The sequence below is a fragment of the Gordonia sp. Z-3 genome (genome assembly GCF_036233855.1).
Taxonomy (GTDB): Bacteria; Actinomycetota; Actinomycetes; order Mycobacteriales; family Mycobacteriaceae; genus Gordonia; species Gordonia tangerina.
Genome location: NZ_JAZARS010000003.1, coordinates 318,259 through 336,204, shown reverse-complemented (window position 1 = coordinate 336,204; position 17,946 = coordinate 318,259). Strand labels below are relative to the sequence as shown.

Genomic DNA, 17,946 nt, shown 5'->3' with positions numbered 1-17,946 from the left:
GCGCCTCGCTTCGTTGGCGTCGTCGCAGGTACATCCAGTACCTGCTCCTCCGCCGCCTCGCGATGCATCCACCTGGACCGCCGAACTCATGTAACGAATTTCTGGCGCGGGACACTAGTCGATCCGGGCGGCTCATCATGACCCGTCGGGGCATCGGACGCGGGTGCGTGCTCACATCGGGTCGCGTTGGATGCGTTCGCGCGTTCGCTCGGCGGTGGCAGTCGCCCACCTCGTGGTCGACACGAACCCGACGGCCACCAGCGCCGCACCACAGAGCGCCATCAACACCCAAGCCGGATGCGCGGCGTCGGCCAGATCATCGACCACCGATCCGGTGACACCGGAGAACGCGACGGCGCCGAACACCGCAACGCCGAGCGAGATACCGACCTGCCGACTCGTCGAGGCGATGGCCGAGGCGACCCCGGCCTGCGCGCGGGGCATACCCGAGACCGCTGCGTTGGTGATCGGGGCGTTGACCAGCCCCATCCCGACGCCCAATGCGAGGTAGGCGCAACCGAGGTACCACATGCTCGTCTCGGTGCCGGCGCGCGTCAACATCACGCCGCTCACCAGCACCATGAGGCCGGCGCCGACCATCGGGAGGCGCGCGCCACGGTCGCCCACCAGCCGCCCCGACAGCGGTGAGAACACCGCGTTGGCCACCGCCATGGGCAAGGTCATCAAACCCGCCTGCAGGGGAGTCAGGCCGCGGACCTGCTGGAGATAGAGCGTGTTCAGGAACAGGAAGCCACCCATCGCACTGAAGGCCACGATCGCGCCGATGACAGAACTGCTGAATGGGACGCTGCGGAAGAATCGCAGGTCCAGCAGTGGTTCGCGCCGTCGCGATTCGACGACGATCAGACCCGCCAGGCCAGTCGCCGCCAGCACGAACGCAGCCGACACCGGCACCGACGACCACCCGAGTGTTCGGCCCTCGATGATGCCGTAGGTCAGCGCAGCCAGAAACACCAGGATGAGGATCTGGCCTGCCGGATCGGGGCGCCGGATGTGCGGCGCCCTGGACTCGGGGACGAGAACGGCGGTCAGGGTGATCGCGACGACACACACCGGCACGTTGAGCCAGAAGATCGCCTCCCAGCCGATCCCGTCGACGAGAATGCCGCCGACCAACGGACCGAGGGCCATGCTCACGCCGATGGCCGCACCCCACAGTCCGATGGCTCGCGCCCGCTCGCGGGGCTCGGTGAAGATGTTGGTGATGATCGACATCGCGACAGGGTTCATCATCGCGCCCCCGATCGCCTGCAGCATCCGGGCGCCGATGAGCATTTCGGGTGTCGCGGCCAGCGAGCACAGCACGGATCCGATGCCGAAAACGCTGAGGCCGACCTGGAACACTCGTTTGCGACCGAGCCGGTCACCCAGGGAGCCGCCGAGCATCAGCAGACTGGCGAGTACCAACGTGTAGGAGTCGATGACCCACTGCAGCTGCGACGACGATGCGCCGAGAGCCGCACCGATGGCCGGAAGCGCGACGTTGACGCCAGAGGTGTCGATCCCGACGATGAACAGACTCAGACAACAGGTGGCGAGGACCGCCAACTGTCGCCGCCGACTCAATTCGCCGGCCTCTGATGCGCCGCGGGTGACGGTTGCCCCGCTCATGCGTCGGCCCGGGCGCGCAGCAGACCGAGCAGGCCGGCGAGTTCGCGACGTTGAGCCTCGTCGAGGGCGTCGAACATGTCCGGGGCGATCGCCGGGTCGCTCACCAAGGAATCCACCACGGCTCGCCCCGCATCGGTGATCGCGACGACTTTGAACCGGCGATCGTCGGCGCGTGGTTCTCGGGACACCAGACCGCGATCGACGAGGTCGTTGACGATCACGCTCGTCGCGGGTGCGTCGATGCCCAGACGCCGGGCCAGCTCGGATTGCGTGAGTTCACGTGTCGCCACCCGGCGCAATGCGCGAAACCTGCTGAACGGCATGTCGATACGGGCATCAATCCGACTTCGCGACTCTGCGGCGTGGTCGCGCACCAGACTGTTCATGGTGAACCACAACTCGGTGGCCGATGGTGCGGTCTCCGGCGCCTCGGCTTCCGCACCGCCGACACCCCGCTCAGTTGTATTCATACAACTATTGTAGATGCACAACTGAGTCGCGCACACCTACCGTCGAGATCGAGCGCAGCTTCCCTCACCCCGCCGGCACCTCGATGACGGCGGAGTGCGGTGAATGTTGCGGATACCGGCACGTTGACCGCACTGCGCGGCGTCACGTACCTCAGGTGTTGAAGTACTTGGCCTCCGGGTGATGCAGCACGAAGGCGTCGGTCGACTGTTCGGGATGCAGTTGCAGTTCCTCGGACAGTTCCACACCGATGCGGCCCGGTTCGAGCAGGTCGATCATCTTGGCCCGATCCTCGAGATCCGGGCACGCACCGTAGCCGAACGAGAAACGCGCACCGCGGTACTCGAGATCGAAGAAGCCCTGCGCGTTCTCCGGGTCCTCGCCCGCGAAGGAGGCTCCCTCGACGGTCAGTTCACCACGTACTCGCTGATGCCAGTACTCGGCGAACGCTTCGGTCAGCTGCACACCGATGCCGTGCACCTCGAGGTAATCGCGGTAGGCGTCGTCAGCGAACAGCTTGTTCGCGAAGTCGGCAATCGGCTGACCCATCGTCACCAGCTGGAACGGCAGCACATCCACCTGCCCGACCCTCTCGCAGTCCTCCCGTGACCGGATGAAGTCGGCCACGCACAGGAATCGGGGACGTTGCTGGCGCGGGAAGGTGAAGCTGTGCCGCACTGGTGCATCGGGGCGTGGCTCGGTGAGCACATGAACCGTGTCGCCGTCGCTGACGGCCGGGAAGTAGCCGTAGACGACAGCGGCGTGCTGCAGGATATTCTCGGTCGACAACCGGTCGATCCAGTACCGCAGTCGCGGCCGTCCCTCGGTGTCGACGAGCTCCTCGTATGACGGGCCCTCACCCCCGCGGACGCCGCGTAACCCCCACTGCCCTAAGAACAGAGCACGTTCGTCGAGCAGTTGCAGGTATTCGGCGACCGGTACCCCCTTGACGATCCGGGTGCCCCAGAAGGGTGGTGTCGGGATCGCGTTGTCGGCGGCCACATCCGAGCGTGCCGGGACCTCGACCGGTGTCTCGGCGGCCTTGCGCTTCTCCGCAATCCGCTTGGAACGCTCATGCCGCGCTTTGCGTTCCTGCGCCTTCTTCTGCGCGGCGAGCGCCTCCGGGCTGTCGGGGTCGGGCCCCTCCCCCCGCTTGGTCGCCATGATCTCGTCCATCAGACGCAGACCCTCGAAGGCGTCCCGCGCATAGTGGACATCACCCTCGTAGATCTCGGCGAGATCGTTTTCGACATAGGTGCGGGTGAGGGCGGCGCCGCCGAGCAGCACCGGATAGCTGTCGGCCACCCCGCGGCCATTGATCTCCTCCAGGTTCTCCTTCATCACCACGGTCGACTTCACCAACAGCCCGGACATCCCGATCACGTCGGCGCGCTTGTCGGCAGCCGCCTCCAGAATCGTGTTGATCGGCTGCTTGATGCCAAGGTTGACCACCTCGTAGCCGTTGTTGGAGAGGATGATGTCGACGAGGTTCTTGCCGATGTCGTGCACATCGCCCTTGACGGTCGCGAGCACGATGCGGCCCTTGCCGTCCTCGCCTGTGGACTCCATATGCGGTTCCAGGTGCGCAACAGCGGTTTTCATGACCTCTGCGGATTGCAACACGAAGGGCAGCTGCATCTGACCGGAACCGAACAGCTCGCCGACGGTCTTCATACCCGACAGCAATGTCTCGTTGATGATCACCAGCGGCGGCTTCTCGGTCATCGCCTCGTCGAGGTCGTCGGTGAGACCATTGCGTTCGCCGTCGACGATGCGGCGCTCGAGCCGCTCGAACAGAGGCAGTTTGGCGAGCTCGGCAGCCCGCGACTCGCGCGCCGATGCCGCCGACACACCCTCGAACAACTCCATGAGCTTCTGCAGCGGGTCGTAACCGTCGCGTCTGCGGTCGTACACCAGATCCAGCGCAACCTCACGCTGCTCCTCCGGGATCCGCGCCATCGGCAGGATCTTCGACGCATGCACGATCGCGGTGTCGAGGCCGGCCTGCACGCACTCGTGCAAGAACACCGAGTTCAACACCTGCCGGGCGGCCGGGTTCAGGCCGAACGAGATGTTCGAGATGCCCAGGGTGAAGTGCACCTCCGGATGGGCCTCGTGCAGACGCCGGATCGCCTCGATGGTCTCGATACCGTCGCGGCGGACTTCTTCCTGTCCGGTGGAGATCGGGAAGGTGAGGGCATCGATGATGATGTCCTCTTCGGCGAGTCCCCAGTTGCTGGTGATGTCGGCGATGAGCCGCTCGGCGACGCGCACCTTCCAGTCGGCGGTGCGGGCCTGACCTTCCTCGTCGATGGTGAGCGCGACGACGGCCGCGCCGTGCTCCACCACCAACTCCATGATGCGGGTGAAACGCGACTCGGGACCGTCGCCGTCCTCGTAGTTCACCGAGTTGACCGCACAACGGCCGCCGAGTGATTCCAGACCCGCCCGGATCACCTCGGGCTCGGTCGAGTCCAGCATGATCGGCAGCGTCGACGAGGTTGCGAACCGACCGGCCAGCGCGGTCATGTCCGCCGCGCCATCGCGACCGACGTAGTCGACGTTCAGGTCGAGCATGTGTGCGCCGTCGCGCGTCTGGTCCTTCGCGATGTCGAGGCACTTCTGATAGTCCTCGGCGATCATCGCCTCACGGAAAGCCTTGGACCCGTTGGTGTTCGTCCGTTCGCCGATCACCAGGAAGCTGGCGTCCTGGTCGAACGGCACCGCGCTGTAGAGCGACGACGTCTCCGAGACGTGATCGGGCGTGCGCTCGGCGGGTGTCACCTCCGCGACCCGCTCGGCGACCTGTCGGATGTGTTCGGGGGTCGTGCCGCAGCATCCGCCGACGAAGGACAACCCGAAATCGCTCACGAAATCGCCGAGGGCGGTGGCCAGCTCATCGGGCTGCAACGGATACTCGGCCCCGTTGGCGCCCAGCACCGGCAGACCTGCGTTGGGCATCACCGACACCGGGATGCGGGCGTGCTTGGACAGATAGCGCAGATGTTCACTCATCTCGGCAGGCCCGGTCGCGCAGTTGAGGCCGATGATGTCCACGCCGAGCGGCTCGATGGCCGCGAGTGCCGCACCGATCTCCGATCCGAGCAGCATCGTCCCGGTGGTCTCCACGGTCACGTGGCTGATGATCGGGATGTGACGGCCCATGTCGCTCATCGCGCGCCGGGCGGCGACAACCGCGGCCTTGACCTGCAGCAGGTCCTGCGAGGTCTCCACCAGGACGGCGTCGGCGCCACCCTCCAGCATGCCGGTGACGCACTCGTAATAGGCATCGCGGATCACGTCGAAAGTGGTGTGTCCGAGGCTGGGCAACTTCGTACCCGGTCCGATCGATCCGAGCACGAACCGCGCAGTGCCGTCGGCCGACGGACCGATCTCATCGGCCACTCCGCGAGCGATGCCGGTGCCCTTGTAGGCGAGCTCCCGGATGCGGTCGGCGATGTCGTAGTCGCCGAGGTTGGACAGGTTGCAGCCGAAGGTGTTGGTCTCGACGGCGTCAGCCCCGGCCTCGAAATAGGCACGATGGATGTCGGCGAGGACGTCGGGGCGGGTGTCGTTGAGAATCTCGTTGCAGCCCTCGAGGCCGTTGAAGTCGTCGAGGGTGAGATCGGCGGCCTGCAACATCGTGCCCATGGCACCGTCGCCGATCAGCACGCGACGCGACATGGCGGTGAGCAACGTCGTGTCGTAATCGGACGGGCGCGGCGAGCGAGCCCGATTGTCCGGGTCGGTGGTGCGGGTCGACATGGATGACAGCGTAGTTCGCCCTCTCTCGGGGTTCGGTCGTAGGCTGGTTCAGTGAACGCTGAGCAGAGGTCGAACCTTCCCCAGCTGCGCAGGCCTGTGTTGTTGGCCGCGTTCGAGGGGTGGAACGACGCCGGGGACGCGGCGAGCAGCGCCATCGAGCATCTGGCGCTGACCTGGGATGCCGTCTCGTTGGCCGACATCGATTCCGACGACTACTACGACTTCCAGGTCAACCGGCCGATCGTCAAGCAGATCGATGGGGTGACCCGCCGGATCGATTGGCCCACCACGTCCGTCTCGTATTGCACCCCCCAGGGTGCGGACCGTGACATCGTACTCGTTCGCGGGATCGAACCGAACATGCGTTGGCGCGGCTTCTGCGCGGAGATCGTCGACCTCGCCCGCGACCTCGAGGTGGAGACGACGGTGATGCTCGGCGCGCTGCTTGCCGACACCCCTCATACGCGTCCGGTACCGGTCACCGGCGCCGCCTACAGCAGTGAATCCGCGGCACGGTTCAACCTCGCCGAAAGCCGCTACGAGGGTCCCACCGGGATCACCGGGGTGCTGCAGGACCTGTTCGTGCAGGCGGGGCTGCCGGCGGTGTCCTTCTGGGCCGCCGTCCCGCACTACGTGTCGACGCCACCCAACCCCAAGGCGACTGTGGCCTTGCTCAACCGTGTCGAGGAGGTCCTCGACATCGAGGTACCGCTGGGTACGCTGCCCGAGCAGGCCGAGGAGTGGGAACAGGCGGTCACCGAGATGACCGAGGACGACGAGGACATCGCCGACTACGTCCGGGGACTCGAGGAGCGCGGGGACGCGGAGATGGACGCCGACGAGGTGATGGCGAAGATCGACGGCGATGCGCTCGCCGCCGAGTTCGAGCGTTACCTCAAGCGCCGTGGCCCGGGCCCGGGTTCGGGGCCTGGCTCGTTCCGGTGATCGGTGCGGGGGCTCGGTGCGGGGGTCTCGATACGCTGCTCGGCTAGCGCCTCGCAGCTACTCGACCAGCAGAAAGAGGGTCCTCAACCAGCAGAAAGAGGGTCCTCAACCTGCAGAAAGAGGGTCCTCGGCCATCAGAAGGAGCCGAGCACGAACCGGCAGAATCCCGTTCAGCCGATGCGCTCGATGGACACCACCGGCGTGGTGATGCGCCAGGTCCGCACGTCCGGATCGTCGGCGGCGCGCACCCAGAATTGGGCGGACTCGCCGATCCGGCACGATTTCACACCCAGCAGCGGGATGTCCTCGGAGTCTCGCCGCAGTCGGCTGACGGCCCATTCCTCGCTGTCAGTGCCGCCGACGCCGGGGGCTCGGAGAAGGGTCATCTCCTCGAAATCCAGCAGATAGGTCGAGGTACGGGTCACCACCGTCCAAACGCCCGTGGTGGTCTCGGGTGCGATCTCCTGCGTGCGTGCCACGGGAGAACCTTACAAGGCAATGCCGGGCAATTCGCCGGGGGTGTTTGCCCAGGCGGGGAGAAAGTGCCGTGAATCCGAGTCGCCTTTCGACCCGAATCCGCGGCACAATGCGCGGCCGGTCGCCTACGTCAGGTCGACGCCGAGGAGTGCGTCGACGGCCCGCGCCATGTCCGCCGGCGCCTGGGCCGAGCTGCCGAGACCGAGGTCGACATCGCTGCACCAGGCATCGATCGCGGCCAGCGCTTTCGGGGTGTCAAGGTCGTCGGCCAGATGCTGACGCACGCGGGCGATGGTCGACGCGGCATCGGGACCGTTCGGAGCGGTCACCGCCGCCCGCCAGCGACGCAGGCGCTCGCGGGCCCCATCCAGAACGCCGTCGGTCCACATCCGATCGCCACGATAGTGCTCCGACAACAACGCCAGCCGCACCGCGGCCGGATCCACCCCGTCACGGCGTAGGTGCGAGACGAACACCAGATTGCCGCGACTCTTCGACATCTTCTCGCCGTCGAGGCCGACCATCCCGGTGTGGACGTAGTGCCGGGCAAACCGCCGGGAATCGGTCAGGGCCTCACCGTGCGCGGCCGAGAACTCATGATGCGGGAAAATCAGATCGTTGCCACCGCCCTGAATGTCGAACTCGACACCGAGCCGGTTCAACGCGATGGCCGAGCACTCGATGTGCCAGCCTGGTCGCCCCGGGCCATGCGGCGAATCCCACGACGGTTCACCGGGCCGCGCCGCGCGCCACAGCAACGCGTCGAGCGGATCGCGCTTTCCGGCTCGGTCGGGATCTCCACCACGCTCGGCGAAGAAGCGGTCCATCGTGGCGCGGTCATATCCGGACTCGTATCCGAACTGCTCGGTGGCATCGACCCGGAAGTACACGTCGGGGTACTCGGCGTCGTCGACGACATACGCCGCGCCGGAGGCGAGCAGTTTGTCAACCACCTCGATCACCTCATCGACGGATTCCACGGCCCCGATGTAGTCACGCGGCGGCAAGACCCGAAGGGCGGACATGTCCTCACGGAACAACTGGGTCTCCCGCGCCCCGAGGTCACGCCAATCAACACCGTCCCGGTCGGCTCGCTCGAACAGCGGGTCGTCGACGTCGGTGACGTTCTGCACGTAGTGCACGTCGTGGCCCAGATCGCGCAACACCCGGTTCACCACGTCGAAGGTCACGTAGGTGGCGGCGTGGCCCAGGTGGGTCGCGTCATACGGGGTGATCCCACACACGTACATGGTCGCGGTGGCGCCGGGGCTGACCGGGCGGACTTGTGCATCGGAGGTGTCATGAAGACGAAGTGCCGGCCCGGTACCCGGGATCACCGGCAGGGCGGGGTCAGGCCAAGACTGCATGGGTCCACTGTATTGGCCCGCCGATTCCGACCGTGAGCCCGGCCTGATCAGCCAGGTGAACAGGACCGTTCAGAACGGCGGCCAGGGAATGGGTCGGTGTCCCGGTGGGTGCGGCATCGTGCCGCGGGTCGCGAGCTCTGTCACTCGCTCGGCCAGCGCGATGATCTCGATCTCGGTGATGTGTTCACCCAGCTCTGTGGTCACCGGGTGATCGGCCGTGGCCAGGTGATCGGCGAGGCCGGCGAGGTCGGCGACCAGGTGCCCGGGAATGGTCTCGCCGGCCCATCCCCACAGGACCGTGCGCAGTTTGTCGTCGGAATGCAGACAGATCCCGTGGTCCACCCCGTACACACCGCCGTCGAGTCCCTCCAGAACGTGCCCGCCCTTGCGGTCGGCGTTGTTGAGGATGACGTCGAGGACCGCCATCCGCTGCAATCGTGGGTCGTCGGCGTGCACCAGCACCACCGGTTCGCCCATCCCGTCCAGCGCCCGCACGATCGGCCGATATCCGACCGGCACCGTATCGGCCGGGCACAGGTCCACGAGGTCGACCTTGGGAGTGGGCAACTCCTGCGCCGGTTCGTGTCGGGTGCCGGGATCGGAGTTGTCTGCGGTGAGCACCCAGCGCTGCACCATCCCCCGGCCCAGCGGGCCGTCGCGATACACGGTGGTCGGGATGACCTGCCAGCCGAGCGCGTCGGAGATCAAGAAGGACGCCACCTCCCGGCCGGCGAGCGTGCCGTCCGGAAAATCCCACAACGGCACCTCGCCACGTTCCGGCTTGTAGACACAGCGCACCTCGGCGCCGTCGAGGACGGCATCGCACACCAGGGTTGCATTGCTCGCGGTGGGGATGCGTCCCAGAATGACCAGCTCGCCGTCGCGCAACGGGTCTGCAGTAGGGGTGGTGGGCGCATCGCCGCGCGGCGTTGCAGTCGAGCGCGCCTCCGCCTGGCCGCCGCCCGCATCTGTCGGTTCGCCGACGGTCACATCAGTCCTGGTTGCCCGAGCCGGGGTCGGCCTCGTCGTCGGGATCGGTCTCCAGATAGTCCGTGTCATCCTGCATCGCCAGGTTCCGGAACACGTCGGGGTCGACGAAGTCCAGCGACTTGGACAGCTCCGCACCTCGCTTGTATCCGTTGGTGCGCACACAGAGATGCCCGTCCGGATCCAGTGGCTCATGACAGAGTGGGCACGGCTGACGCCCCGCCGAAATGACCCTCGAGGACCGAGCAGCGAACTCCCGGGCTGCGTCGGTGGTCAGGAACACACGGACCGCGTCGGGCCCCTCATCGGTGTCGTCCAGAACGACACTCTCGTCGAATTCGCCCTCGGTGATCGCGAGCAACTCCACCACGACGGCTTCGGACTCGGCATCCCATCCGAGTCCCATGGTGCCCACCCGGAACTCGGCGTCGACCGGCATCACCAGCGGGCTCAGGTCACCGACGCGCTCGATCTCCGGCGGCACCGGTGTCCCGAATCGTCGGTGGATCTCCTCGAGCAACGCACCGATACGGTCCGCCAGGATCGCGACCTGTTGCTTCTCCAGCAACACACTGATGATCCGGCTCTCGTGTACGGCCTGGAGGTAGAACGTCCGGTCCCCCGGCTGACCGACGGTGCCGGCGACGAATCGATCCGGACTGCGGAACACGTGAATCGCGCGTGACATCACACCTCCTTGACTGTCTGGTCCATTATCCGCGCGCCAGCGAGGTCTCGTCAGCGTGGGCGTCGCGGTGGTGGCCGTCGACGCCGGTGGCGCCACCCACCACCGCGTCTTCGGCCGCCGCAGCCTCCGCCGTGTGATGCTCCGGCGAGTCCACGGGTCGTTTCGGTGGGGCGGGCACCGACAGTACGGCGGTGGAGTTGACCGTGTGCACATAGGGCCGGGTGGAGCCGTAACGGATGACGCTGATCGATGCGGGTTCGACGACGATGCGCTGGAATGCGTCGAGATGTGTCCCCATGGCGTCGGCGATGACCGACTTGATCACGTCTCCGTGCGAGCATGCGATCCACACACCGCTGCCGTCGTCTCCACCGTAGCGACGGTCGAGGTCACGGATGGCGGCGACAGCACGCGACTGCACCGCCGCGAGGCCCTCGCCGTCGGGGAAGACCGCCGCCGACGGTTGCTGCTGCACGGTCTTCCAGAGGGGTTCGGTGACGAGGTCCTTGAGCGGCCGGTTGGTCCACGCCCCGTAGTCGACCTCGGCGAGATCGGGAACCACCACCTCGGGGACGTCACGCCCGAGTTCGGTCTGCAAGGTCGCGAGCAGCGGAGCCACAGTTTGCGCACAGCGCTCCAGCGGCGACCGGGCGACGGCCGCGATCTCGCCGATACAGACGCCGAGACGATCGACCAGAGCCTGTGCTTGGTCGCGGCCCTTGTCGTCGAGACCCACCCCGGGCGTCCGGCCGGCGAGCACCCCCGAAGTGTTGGCGGTCGAACGTCCGTGTCGCACCAGAATCACGGTCATGTCTCAACCATAGGCGTCACCGGCGACCGGTATCGGTCGTGCCTCAGGTCGCGCTGATCACGCCCGCCGACAGCAGACCCATCACGGTGAGTCCGAGGATCACCCGATAGGCGCCGAACCAGTTCATCGAGTGCGAGCTGACAAACCGCAGCAGCCAGGCGATCGATGCGTAGCCGATCACGAACGCGACCAGTGTCGCGACAAGCAGTTGTGGACCGGTCGCTTCCATACCTTCGCCGCTGGGGTCGAAGGCGTCCGGCAGGCTGAACAGTCCGGACGCGGTGACCGCTGGGATGGCGAGCAAGAACGAAAAGCGGAAAGCAGCCTCGCGTTCCAGGCCGAGGAACAGACCGGCGCTCGCGGTGGCGCCCGAGCGCGACACACCCGGGATCAGCGCGAGACACTGGGCCAGACCCATCACCAGGCCGTCTCGCAGGGTGAGTTGCTGCATGGAACGCTGCTTGGTGCCGTAGCGCTCGGCGAGCCAGATCACGCCGGCGAACACGATCAACACCGTGGCGACGAGCCACAGGTTTCGGCCCACGGTGCGGATCTGGTCCTTCAACAGGAAGCCGAGCACACCGATGGGGATCGTCGCGAAGATCACGTACCACCCGATCCGGTAATCCAGTCCGCGCTCGGCGCGATCGGTGAGCCCACGGAACCAGGCCGCCACGATGCGGATGATGTCGCGCGCGAAGTACACAAGAACCGCGGCCTCGGTGCCCAACTGGCTGACCGCGGTGAACGATGCCCCGGCGTCGTCACCGAACATCAACTCGGAGGCGATCCGTAGGTGTCCCGACGACGAGATCGGCAAGAACTCGGTGACGCCCTGCAGCGCGCCGAGCACGATCGCCTGGGCCCAGGTCATGGTGTCGCTCACGGCCGCAGATGCTACGGGAAACCGTGGCCCACACCGTGCCGCCGACACGACCCGAACCCCGGCATCACCGGCGGATCCGGCGCGGTCTGGTCGCCGACCCCGATCATCGGTCCGAGCGGGCCTCCCGCAAGATGGTGGCATGCGTCTGCCGAGATCCACGACCGTGCCCAGACCATCTCCGCAGGTGCAGCGGTCTCGCCTGCGTCTCGGAGCGCTGTGCGTGATCGCGGCGACCGTAGTACTGACCGGGTGTGGTTCCGGCGACGACTCGTCGACACCCGATGTGCCCACTGTCACACCGGCGAGCGCGTCGCCCGCCCCGGCCGGCGCGGCGGCCTCCCCCGCCGGCACCGTGGTGGCCACCCCGGCCCGAAGTCGCGGTCTCGCCCTGTCCGGTGACCTCGTCGCGGTCCTCGACCCCGCGGGCACCACAGTGCTGCGCTTGCGGGCGAACGACCCCACCGCGGCCCCGCAGCCTGTCCAGACCCCGGCTCTGGCCAGGCTCATCGGCTCCGGCGACGGCGCCTTTCTCGGGGTGGGTCCCGGGGTCGTCGTCGAAGTGGCCGGCGACGGCACGGTCACGACCACCGAGGTCGACACGAACGACCCGACCGCGCTGGCCCGCACCGCGAACGGCGACGTGCTGGTCGGCACCGCCGACGGGCGTGTGTTGGTACTCGACACCGACCTGTCGCCGGTGCGCGAGATCGACGGATTCGTGCGGGTCGACGACATCACGGTGGCCCCGGACAGCGCCGACCTGTCCAGCGAACAGGTCGTCGTCCTCGACCGCGCACAATCGTCGGTGACCCCCATCAACCTCACCGACGGTGATCTCGGGCCTGCCCTGCGCGCCGGCAACGGTGCGACCAACTCGACGGTCGATCACTTCGGTCGGGTGCTGGTGGCCAACACCCGCGACGGTGAGATCATCGGGTTCTTCGGATCCCCGCTGGTCATGCGATTCCGCTATCCGGTCCCGGGCGGGCCCTACGCCGTAGACTACGACGACGAACGCAACCTGATGTGGGTGTCGACGACGGCGAACAACGAGGTGGTGGCCTATGACCTGTCCGGTGGGGAGCCCGCAGAGATGCGACGGCTCCAGGCGGTCGCCCAACCGGACACCATCGCCGTCGACGACGCCACCGGCACCGTCTACGTGCTTTCGCAGCGAGGTGGTCTCCAGATCATCGGAAACGGTGAGTGACGATGTCGCGTGAGGCCAGGTTCGGTTCGCGCCACCCCCAGGGTTGGGAGGTGTCCACCGACGAGCACGAATGCGTGTTGCTCACCCTGCCGCCGGATGTGACCCGGGTGACCGCATCGATGCGCTTGTCGATCGAGGCCGAGTTCGGGGGGTGGGAACTCAAACGCGTTCGCCGATACTCCGACGGGACTCGCAAGGTGCTCCTGCGGCGGCGCAAACCCCCGCGGGCGCGCGGTGACGGCGAGCCAAACGGCCGACAGCGAACGGTTGGCGTCCCCGGTTACCCCGACTCGGACGCAACCGCATGCTGAGCCGGGTCAACCGCGTCCTGTATCCGCTGGTGCTGCGGGCGATGTTCCTGCTGTCACCGGAGCGCATCCACACAATCGCGGCCCGCATCATCGGGATCACCGGGCGCACTCCGGGACTCCGCGACCTCACGGCCAAGGTGTTCGCCACGCACGATCCGGTTCTGCGTCAGCGCGTTTTCGGCGTCGACTTCCCCGCCCCGCTCGGTCTCGCGGCCGGCTTCGACAAGTCGGCATCAGCGGTGAACGCCTGGGGCCAACTGGGATTCGGCTATGCCGAGATCGGCACCATCACCGGTCGACCTCAGCCCGGAAACCCGACGCCCCGATTGTTTCGTCTACCTGCCGACCGCGCGCTGATCAACCGAATGGGCTTCAACAACCCTGGCGCCACGGTTGCGGCCGCACACCTGGCCGGCCCGCGGCCGGGTCCGATCGCCGTGCCAATCGGGGCCAACATCGGCAAGACCAAGGTCGTCCCGGTTGCGGACGCCGTCGACGATTACCGCTTCAGCGCTCGCGCTTTGGGACCACTGGCCGACTTCGTGGTGGTCAACGTGAGCTCTCCCAACACGCCGGGACTGCGTGACCTGCAGGCCGTCGATTCGCTGCGACCGATCCTGCAGGCCGTCCTCGAGGAGGTCACGGTGCCGGTGCTGGTCAAGATCGCCCCCGACCTCGCCGACGAGGACATCGATCAGGTAGCCGATCTGGCCGTTGAACTCGGGCTGTCGGGGATCGTGGCCACCAACACCACGATCTCCCGCGGCGGGCTGACCTCGCCGGCCGACGAGGTCGCCGCGCTGGGCGCCGGCGGGTTGTCCGGGGCGCCGCTGGCCGACCGTTCCCTGGCTGTCCTGCGTCGTCTGTACGCGCGCACGGGCACCGAGGTCGTGCTGATCAGTGTGGGTGGCATCGAGACCGCCGATCAGGCATGGGAGCGTATCTGCGCGGGCGCGAGCCTGCTGCAGGGTTACACCGGATTCATCTATGGCGGACCGTTGTGGGCCAAAGAGATCCACGAGGGGATCGCCCGAAGTGTACGCGCCGGTGGCTTCGCATCCTTGGCCGACGCGGTCGGCAGCGACGCCAGCAACTCCTGACCCCGATCTTGTAGTACGGACCGGACAGAAGACGCCGGTCCGTACTACGAAAACGACGGGGTGTCAGACGTTTTCCGAGGGCTGTTCGTAGGTACCGACCAGCGTGGCCCGGGCGATCGCGTGCGAGAACAGGTTGAACCCGAGATAGGCGGGTGTGGCGGCCTCGGGAAGTCCCAGCGACTCGACGTCGACCGCGTGCACGACGACGTAATAGCGGTGCGGTCCGTGACCGGGAGGCGGTGCAGCACCGACGAAACGCTTCATCGCCGCGTCGTTGGCCAAGGTGACCGCACCCTGCGGCAATCCGCTTGCGTCCTCATCGCCGGCACCCTCGTCCAGCGAGGTCACCGAGACCGGGATGTCGGCGACCGCCCAGTGCCAGAACCCGGAGGCTGTAGGTGCGTCGGGATCGTACACAGTGACGGCGAAACTCTTGGTGCCGGAAGGAAACCCGGACCAACTCAGCTGCGGCGACAAGTCTTCGCCACCGGCCCCCATCAGGCCACTGACCTGCTTGTTCGGCAAGGGTTGGCCGTCGGTGAAGCTCTGCGACGTCAGTGTGAAACCGGGGAGATTCGGAAGGGAATCGTACGGGTTGGACGACATGGATCACCTTTCTCACGTGAGCGCGGGACGCGCCTGGTCAACTGTGCATCAAGAAGTGTTCGAAGACTCTGGTTCCGAAAACGACCGCATCGACCGGTACCCGCTCGTCGACGCCGTGAAACAGCGCGGCGAAGTCGAGTTCGGGCGGAAGTTGCAGTGGGGCGAAACCGAAGCAGCGGATACCCAGCTTGGCGAATGCCTTCGCATCGGTGCCCCCGGAGAGCATGTAGGGCACCGTTCTGCCCTGGGGATCGTGGGCCAGGATCGCATCGTTCATGGCATCGACGAGGTGGCCGTCGAAGGTCGTCTCGTACGAGTCGAGATGAGTTACCCATTCGCGCGTGACGTTGGGCCCGATCAGCTCGTCGATCTCCTTCTCGAAGGCGGCCTGGCGTCCGGGCAGCACCCGACAGTCGACAACGGCCTCCGCCTTCTGGGGGATCACATTCGCCTTGTAGCCGGCCTTGAGCATCGTCGGGTTCGCAGTGTCCCGCAGGGTTGCGCCGATGATGCGGGCGATGTTGCCGATCTTGAACAACGTGGTGTCCAGGTCAGGGGCGTCCGGCCGCAGGTCGAGGCCGGTCTCCTCACTCACCGCCGCGAGGAACTCGCTGACCGATTCGGTCATGACGAGCGGGAAGGTGTGTCGGCCGATCCGTGCCACTGCCTCGGCGATCTCGGTCACCGCGTTGTCGTCGTGCAGGAACGATCCGTGGCCGGCTTTCGCGCTCGCCGTCAGCCGCATCCAGGACAGACCCTTCTCGGCCGTCTCCACGAGGTAGAGCCTGCGCTGCTCGCCGTCGGGCCGGTCGACGGTCAACGAGAAGCCGCCGACCTCACCGACCGCCTCGGTGATGCCCTCGAAGAGATCGGGACGGTTGTCGACGAGCCAGTGGGCACCCCACGTGCCACCGGCCTCCTCGTCGGCGGTGAACAGGAAGACGAGTTCGCGTGGCGGCACCGTCCCGTCTCGCTTGAACTGTCGGGCCAAGGCCAGGGCCATCCCGACCATGTCCTTCATGTCGACGGCGCCGCGACCCCAGATGTAGCCGTCGGAAACCGATCCGGAAAACGGATGCACGCTCCAGTCGGATGGCTCGGCGGGCACCACGTCGAGATGCCCGTGAATCAGAAGAGCGCCGCGCTCGGCGTCCGGCGGGCCGGCCAATCGCGCGAACACGTTGCCGCGTCCGGGACGCCCCGACTCAACGTACTGAGTCGTGTAACCGACCTCTTCGAGTTGTTGCGCGACCCACTTGGCGCACTCTTCCTCACCCCTGGTGGTGTCCGGCTCGCCGGTGTTGGTGGTGTCGAATCGGATGAGTTGACTGACGATGTCGACCACTTCGTCGACTGCGCGGGCACCCGCACGCTGGGAAGTCACACCCCACTCCTACGGGATTTGGGATAGACGGGCAACCTCGGTTAAGGTTGTCCCCGCTGCGAACGCAGGTCCGAGTGGCGGAATGGCAGACGCGCTAGCTTGAGGTGCTAGTGCCCTATTAACGGGCGTGGGGGTTCAAGTCCCCCCTCGGACACCACAAAGAGAACCCCGGTCATCGACCGGGGTTCTCTTGTTCGTCAGGGCGGGCATGTCACGGTGTGCCGTTTCCGTTGCCGAGTAGACCGGCGAGGCGACCCTTCGGGTACGGCAGCTCGATGCCGTGTTCCTCGTAGGCGCGCAGGATGTCCTTGCGGATGCGCCGCTGCAACGCCCACTGCGAGTTCGCCTTGGTCTTGAGCGTCATCCGCAGGGTCACCATGTCCGGCGACACCTCCTGCACGCCAAGCATCTCCGGCTGCCCGAGGACGTCGTCGGCGACCTCCGGCGCGGTGACGGACGCGGTGGCGGCCTCGAGCGCCACCTGCTGTGCGAGGTCGATGTCGGCCGACAACGAGACCGGAACCTCAATGCGTGCCACCGCATACTCCTGACTCATGTTGCCAACGCGCAGGATCTCGCCATTGCGTACGTACCAGAGCGTGCCGTCGATGTCGCGCAGCGTGGTGATCCGCAGACCGACTGTCTCCACCTCGCCGATCGCCTCTCCGAGGTCGACGATGTCACCGACGCCGTACTGATCCTCCAACAGCATGAACACTCCGGAGACGAAATCTCGGACGAGGTTCTGCGCGCCGAAGCCGATCGCCAACCCGACGACCCCGGCGGATGCGATGAACGGTGCGATGTTGACGCCGAGCACACTGAGGATCGACAGCACCACCCACACGAGCAGGATGATGGACACGGTCGACTTGAGTACCGACCCGATGGTCTGAGCACGCTGCGCACGGCGTTCGGCGGCCGCTGCGCCTCCGCGCACGCCGGCCGGAGTCCGATCACGCAGGTGCCGGATCAGGGCCGGTTTGCGCGACTCCACGGAGGTGTCCGGAGCCGCGGGCTTGGGCCGCCGGGTCATCCGGTCGATGACCCGGTGCAACATGTAGCGCACGATCAACGCCACCACGATGTACACGGCGATTCGGATGGGGTTCTCGATCAGCCACTCGCGATTTGTCTCCGTCCATTCGAAAGCGATGAGTTGAGGCGTCATGGCACCGACCGTACGGATGAGACGCCGCATGTCCACCACCGACGGCGCCCGCACCGCCGTGATCTCCTCGTGACCGGACCAGATGAGGTGAATCTCACGATGTCGAGCCCTCGGCGCGCGATAGTAAGGGTGGACGAC

Annotated in this window: 16 protein-coding genes and 1 tRNA gene; 5 read left to right on the top strand and 12 right to left on the bottom strand. The window is 66.6% G+C overall.

The annotated features are described in order from the left end of the window. Positions 1–171: 171 nt before the first annotated feature. From VX037_RS05160 to metH, 3 genes are all read right to left on the bottom strand, one after another. A complete protein-coding gene (locus tag VX037_RS05160) occupies positions 172–1,632 on the bottom strand; it encodes an MFS transporter (protein WP_328713450.1) in 1,461 nt (486 codons plus the stop codon). Next, positions 1,629–2,102 (bottom strand): MarR family winged helix-turn-helix transcriptional regulator, encoded by a 474-nt coding sequence (locus VX037_RS05155; RefSeq protein WP_235724837.1) that lies wholly within the window; start codon positions 2,100–2,102, stop codon positions 1,629–1,631. Before VX037_RS05155 ends, VX037_RS05160 begins: the two co-directional genes overlap by 4 nt. Before the next feature lie 151 nt (positions 2,103–2,253). Continuing rightward, positions 2,254–5,865 carry a methionine synthase gene (gene metH / locus VX037_RS05150; RefSeq protein WP_328713448.1) on the bottom strand — a complete coding sequence of 1,204 codons (3,612 nt, stop codon included), beginning with the start codon at positions 5,863–5,865 and terminating at the stop codon, positions 2,254–2,256. Between the two features lie 51 nt (positions 5,866–5,916). Here metH and VX037_RS05145 point away from each other — a divergent pair, with 51 nt between their 5' ends. After that, positions 5,917–6,810: a PAC2 family protein gene (locus tag VX037_RS05145; protein WP_235724840.1), complete on the top strand. Its 894-nt coding sequence runs from the start codon at positions 5,917–5,919 to the stop codon at positions 6,808–6,810. 170 nt (positions 6,811–6,980) lie between these two features. Here the strand turns inward: VX037_RS05145 and VX037_RS05140 are convergent, their stop codons facing one another. From VX037_RS05140 to VX037_RS05115, 6 genes are all read right to left on the bottom strand, one after another. Next, positions 6,981–7,289 carry a hypothetical protein gene (locus VX037_RS05140; protein WP_287016005.1) on the bottom strand — a complete coding sequence of 103 codons (309 nt, stop codon included), beginning with the start codon at positions 7,287–7,289 and terminating at the stop codon, positions 6,981–6,983. Between the two features lie 123 nt (positions 7,290–7,412). Beyond that, positions 7,413–8,654, bottom strand: coding sequence for a cysteine--1-D-myo-inosityl 2-amino-2-deoxy-alpha-D-glucopyranoside ligase (gene mshC / locus VX037_RS05135; protein WP_328713446.1), 1,242 nt, complete (start codon positions 8,652–8,654; stop codon positions 7,413–7,415). Between the two features lie 69 nt (positions 8,655–8,723). After that, on the bottom strand, positions 8,724–9,542 hold the full coding sequence (locus tag VX037_RS05130) for an SCO1664 family protein (protein ID WP_328713475.1): 819 nt from the start codon (positions 9,540–9,542) through the stop codon (positions 8,724–8,726). 103 nt (positions 9,543–9,645) lie between these two features. Beyond that, the gene (locus VX037_RS05125; protein WP_287016003.1) at positions 9,646–10,329 is read right to left on the bottom strand and encodes a DUF3090 domain-containing protein; all 684 of its coding nucleotides are present in this window, start codon (positions 10,327–10,329) and stop codon (positions 9,646–9,648) included. Between the two features lie 25 nt (positions 10,330–10,354). Next, positions 10,355–11,140: an MSMEG_4193 family putative phosphomutase gene (locus VX037_RS05120; RefSeq protein WP_328713444.1), complete on the bottom strand. Its 786-nt coding sequence runs from the start codon at positions 11,138–11,140 to the stop codon at positions 10,355–10,357. A gap of 43 nt (positions 11,141–11,183) precedes the next feature. Then, positions 11,184–12,026: an undecaprenyl-diphosphate phosphatase gene (locus VX037_RS05115; protein ID WP_235724847.1), complete on the bottom strand. Its 843-nt coding sequence runs from the start codon at positions 12,024–12,026 to the stop codon at positions 11,184–11,186. A 139-nt stretch (positions 12,027–12,165) separates the two neighbouring features. On the opposite strand from VX037_RS05115, the gene VX037_RS05110 reads away from it, so the two are divergent. The 3 genes from VX037_RS05110 to VX037_RS05100 are packed head-to-tail and all read left to right on the top strand — an operon-like array spanning position 12,166 to position 14,647. Beyond that, complete coding sequence (locus VX037_RS05110) at positions 12,166–13,236, top strand: YncE family protein (protein WP_328713441.1); 1,071 nt, start codon at positions 12,166–12,168, stop codon at positions 13,234–13,236. A 2-nt stretch (positions 13,237–13,238) separates the two neighbouring features. Then, the gene (locus VX037_RS05105) at positions 13,239–13,547 is read left to right on the top strand and encodes a DUF5703 family protein (protein WP_235724850.1); all 309 of its coding nucleotides are present in this window, start codon (positions 13,239–13,241) and stop codon (positions 13,545–13,547) included. Further along, positions 13,541–14,647 (top strand): quinone-dependent dihydroorotate dehydrogenase, encoded by a 1,107-nt coding sequence (locus VX037_RS05100; RefSeq protein ID WP_287016000.1) that lies wholly within the window; start codon positions 13,541–13,543, stop codon positions 14,645–14,647. Before VX037_RS05105 ends, VX037_RS05100 begins: the two co-directional genes overlap by 7 nt. A gap of 63 nt (positions 14,648–14,710) precedes the next feature. Here VX037_RS05100 and VX037_RS05095 read toward each other — a convergent pair whose 3' ends face one another. Both VX037_RS05095 and VX037_RS05090 read right to left on the bottom strand, forming a co-directional pair. Continuing rightward, on the bottom strand, positions 14,711–15,253 hold the full coding sequence (locus tag VX037_RS05095; RefSeq protein WP_235724852.1) for a YbhB/YbcL family Raf kinase inhibitor-like protein: 543 nt from the start codon (positions 15,251–15,253) through the stop codon (positions 14,711–14,713). 37 nt (positions 15,254–15,290) lie between these two features. Beyond that, positions 15,291–16,637 carry a M20/M25/M40 family metallo-hydrolase gene (locus tag VX037_RS05090; RefSeq protein ID WP_266063733.1) on the bottom strand — a complete coding sequence of 449 codons (1,347 nt, stop codon included), beginning with the start codon at positions 16,635–16,637 and terminating at the stop codon, positions 15,291–15,293. A 68-nt stretch (positions 16,638–16,705) separates the two neighbouring features. Here VX037_RS05090 and VX037_RS05085 point away from each other — a divergent pair. Further along, positions 16,706–16,794, top strand: a tRNA-Leu gene (locus tag VX037_RS05085). Positions 16,795–16,848: 54 nt separating this feature from the next. Here the strand turns inward: VX037_RS05085 and VX037_RS05080 are convergent. Continuing rightward, a complete protein-coding gene (locus VX037_RS05080; RefSeq protein WP_287015999.1) occupies positions 16,849–17,808 on the bottom strand; it encodes a mechanosensitive ion channel family protein in 960 nt (319 codons plus the stop codon). Between the last annotated feature and the right edge of the window lie 138 nt (positions 17,809–17,946).

Coding starts and splice junctions, on each gene's coding strand:
- VX037_RS05100 (WP_287016000.1), top strand. CDS start 13,541: ATGCTGAGCCGGGTCAACCGCGTCCTGTATCCGCTGGTGCTGCGGGCG.
- VX037_RS05105 (WP_235724850.1), top strand. CDS start 13,239: ATGTCGCGTGAGGCCAGGTTCGGTTCGCGCCACCCCCAGGGTTGGGAG.
- VX037_RS05120 (WP_328713444.1), bottom strand. CDS start 11,140: ATGACCGTGATTCTGGTGCGACACGGACGTTCGACCGCCAACACTTCG.
- VX037_RS05155 (WP_235724837.1), bottom strand. CDS start 2,102: ATGAATACAACTGAGCGGGGTGTCGGCGGTGCGGAAGCCGAGGCGCCG.
- VX037_RS05095 (WP_235724852.1), bottom strand. CDS start 15,253: ATGTCGTCCAACCCGTACGATTCCCTTCCGAATCTCCCCGGTTTCACA.
- metH (WP_328713448.1), bottom strand. CDS start 5,865: ATGTCGACCCGCACCACCGACCCGGACAATCGGGCTCGCTCGCCGCGC.
- mshC (WP_328713446.1), bottom strand. CDS start 8,654: ATGCAGTCTTGGCCTGACCCCGCCCTGCCGGTGATCCCGGGTACCGGG.
- VX037_RS05080 (WP_287015999.1), bottom strand. CDS start 17,808: ATGACGCCTCAACTCATCGCTTTCGAATGGACGGAGACAAATCGCGAG.
- VX037_RS05110 (WP_328713441.1), top strand. CDS start 12,166: ATGCGTCTGCCGAGATCCACGACCGTGCCCAGACCATCTCCGCAGGTG.
- VX037_RS05125 (WP_287016003.1), bottom strand. CDS start 10,329: ATGTCACGCGCGATTCACGTGTTCCGCAGTCCGGATCGATTCGTCGCC.
- VX037_RS05160 (WP_328713450.1), bottom strand. CDS start 1,632: ATGAGCGGGGCAACCGTCACCCGCGGCGCATCAGAGGCCGGCGAATTG.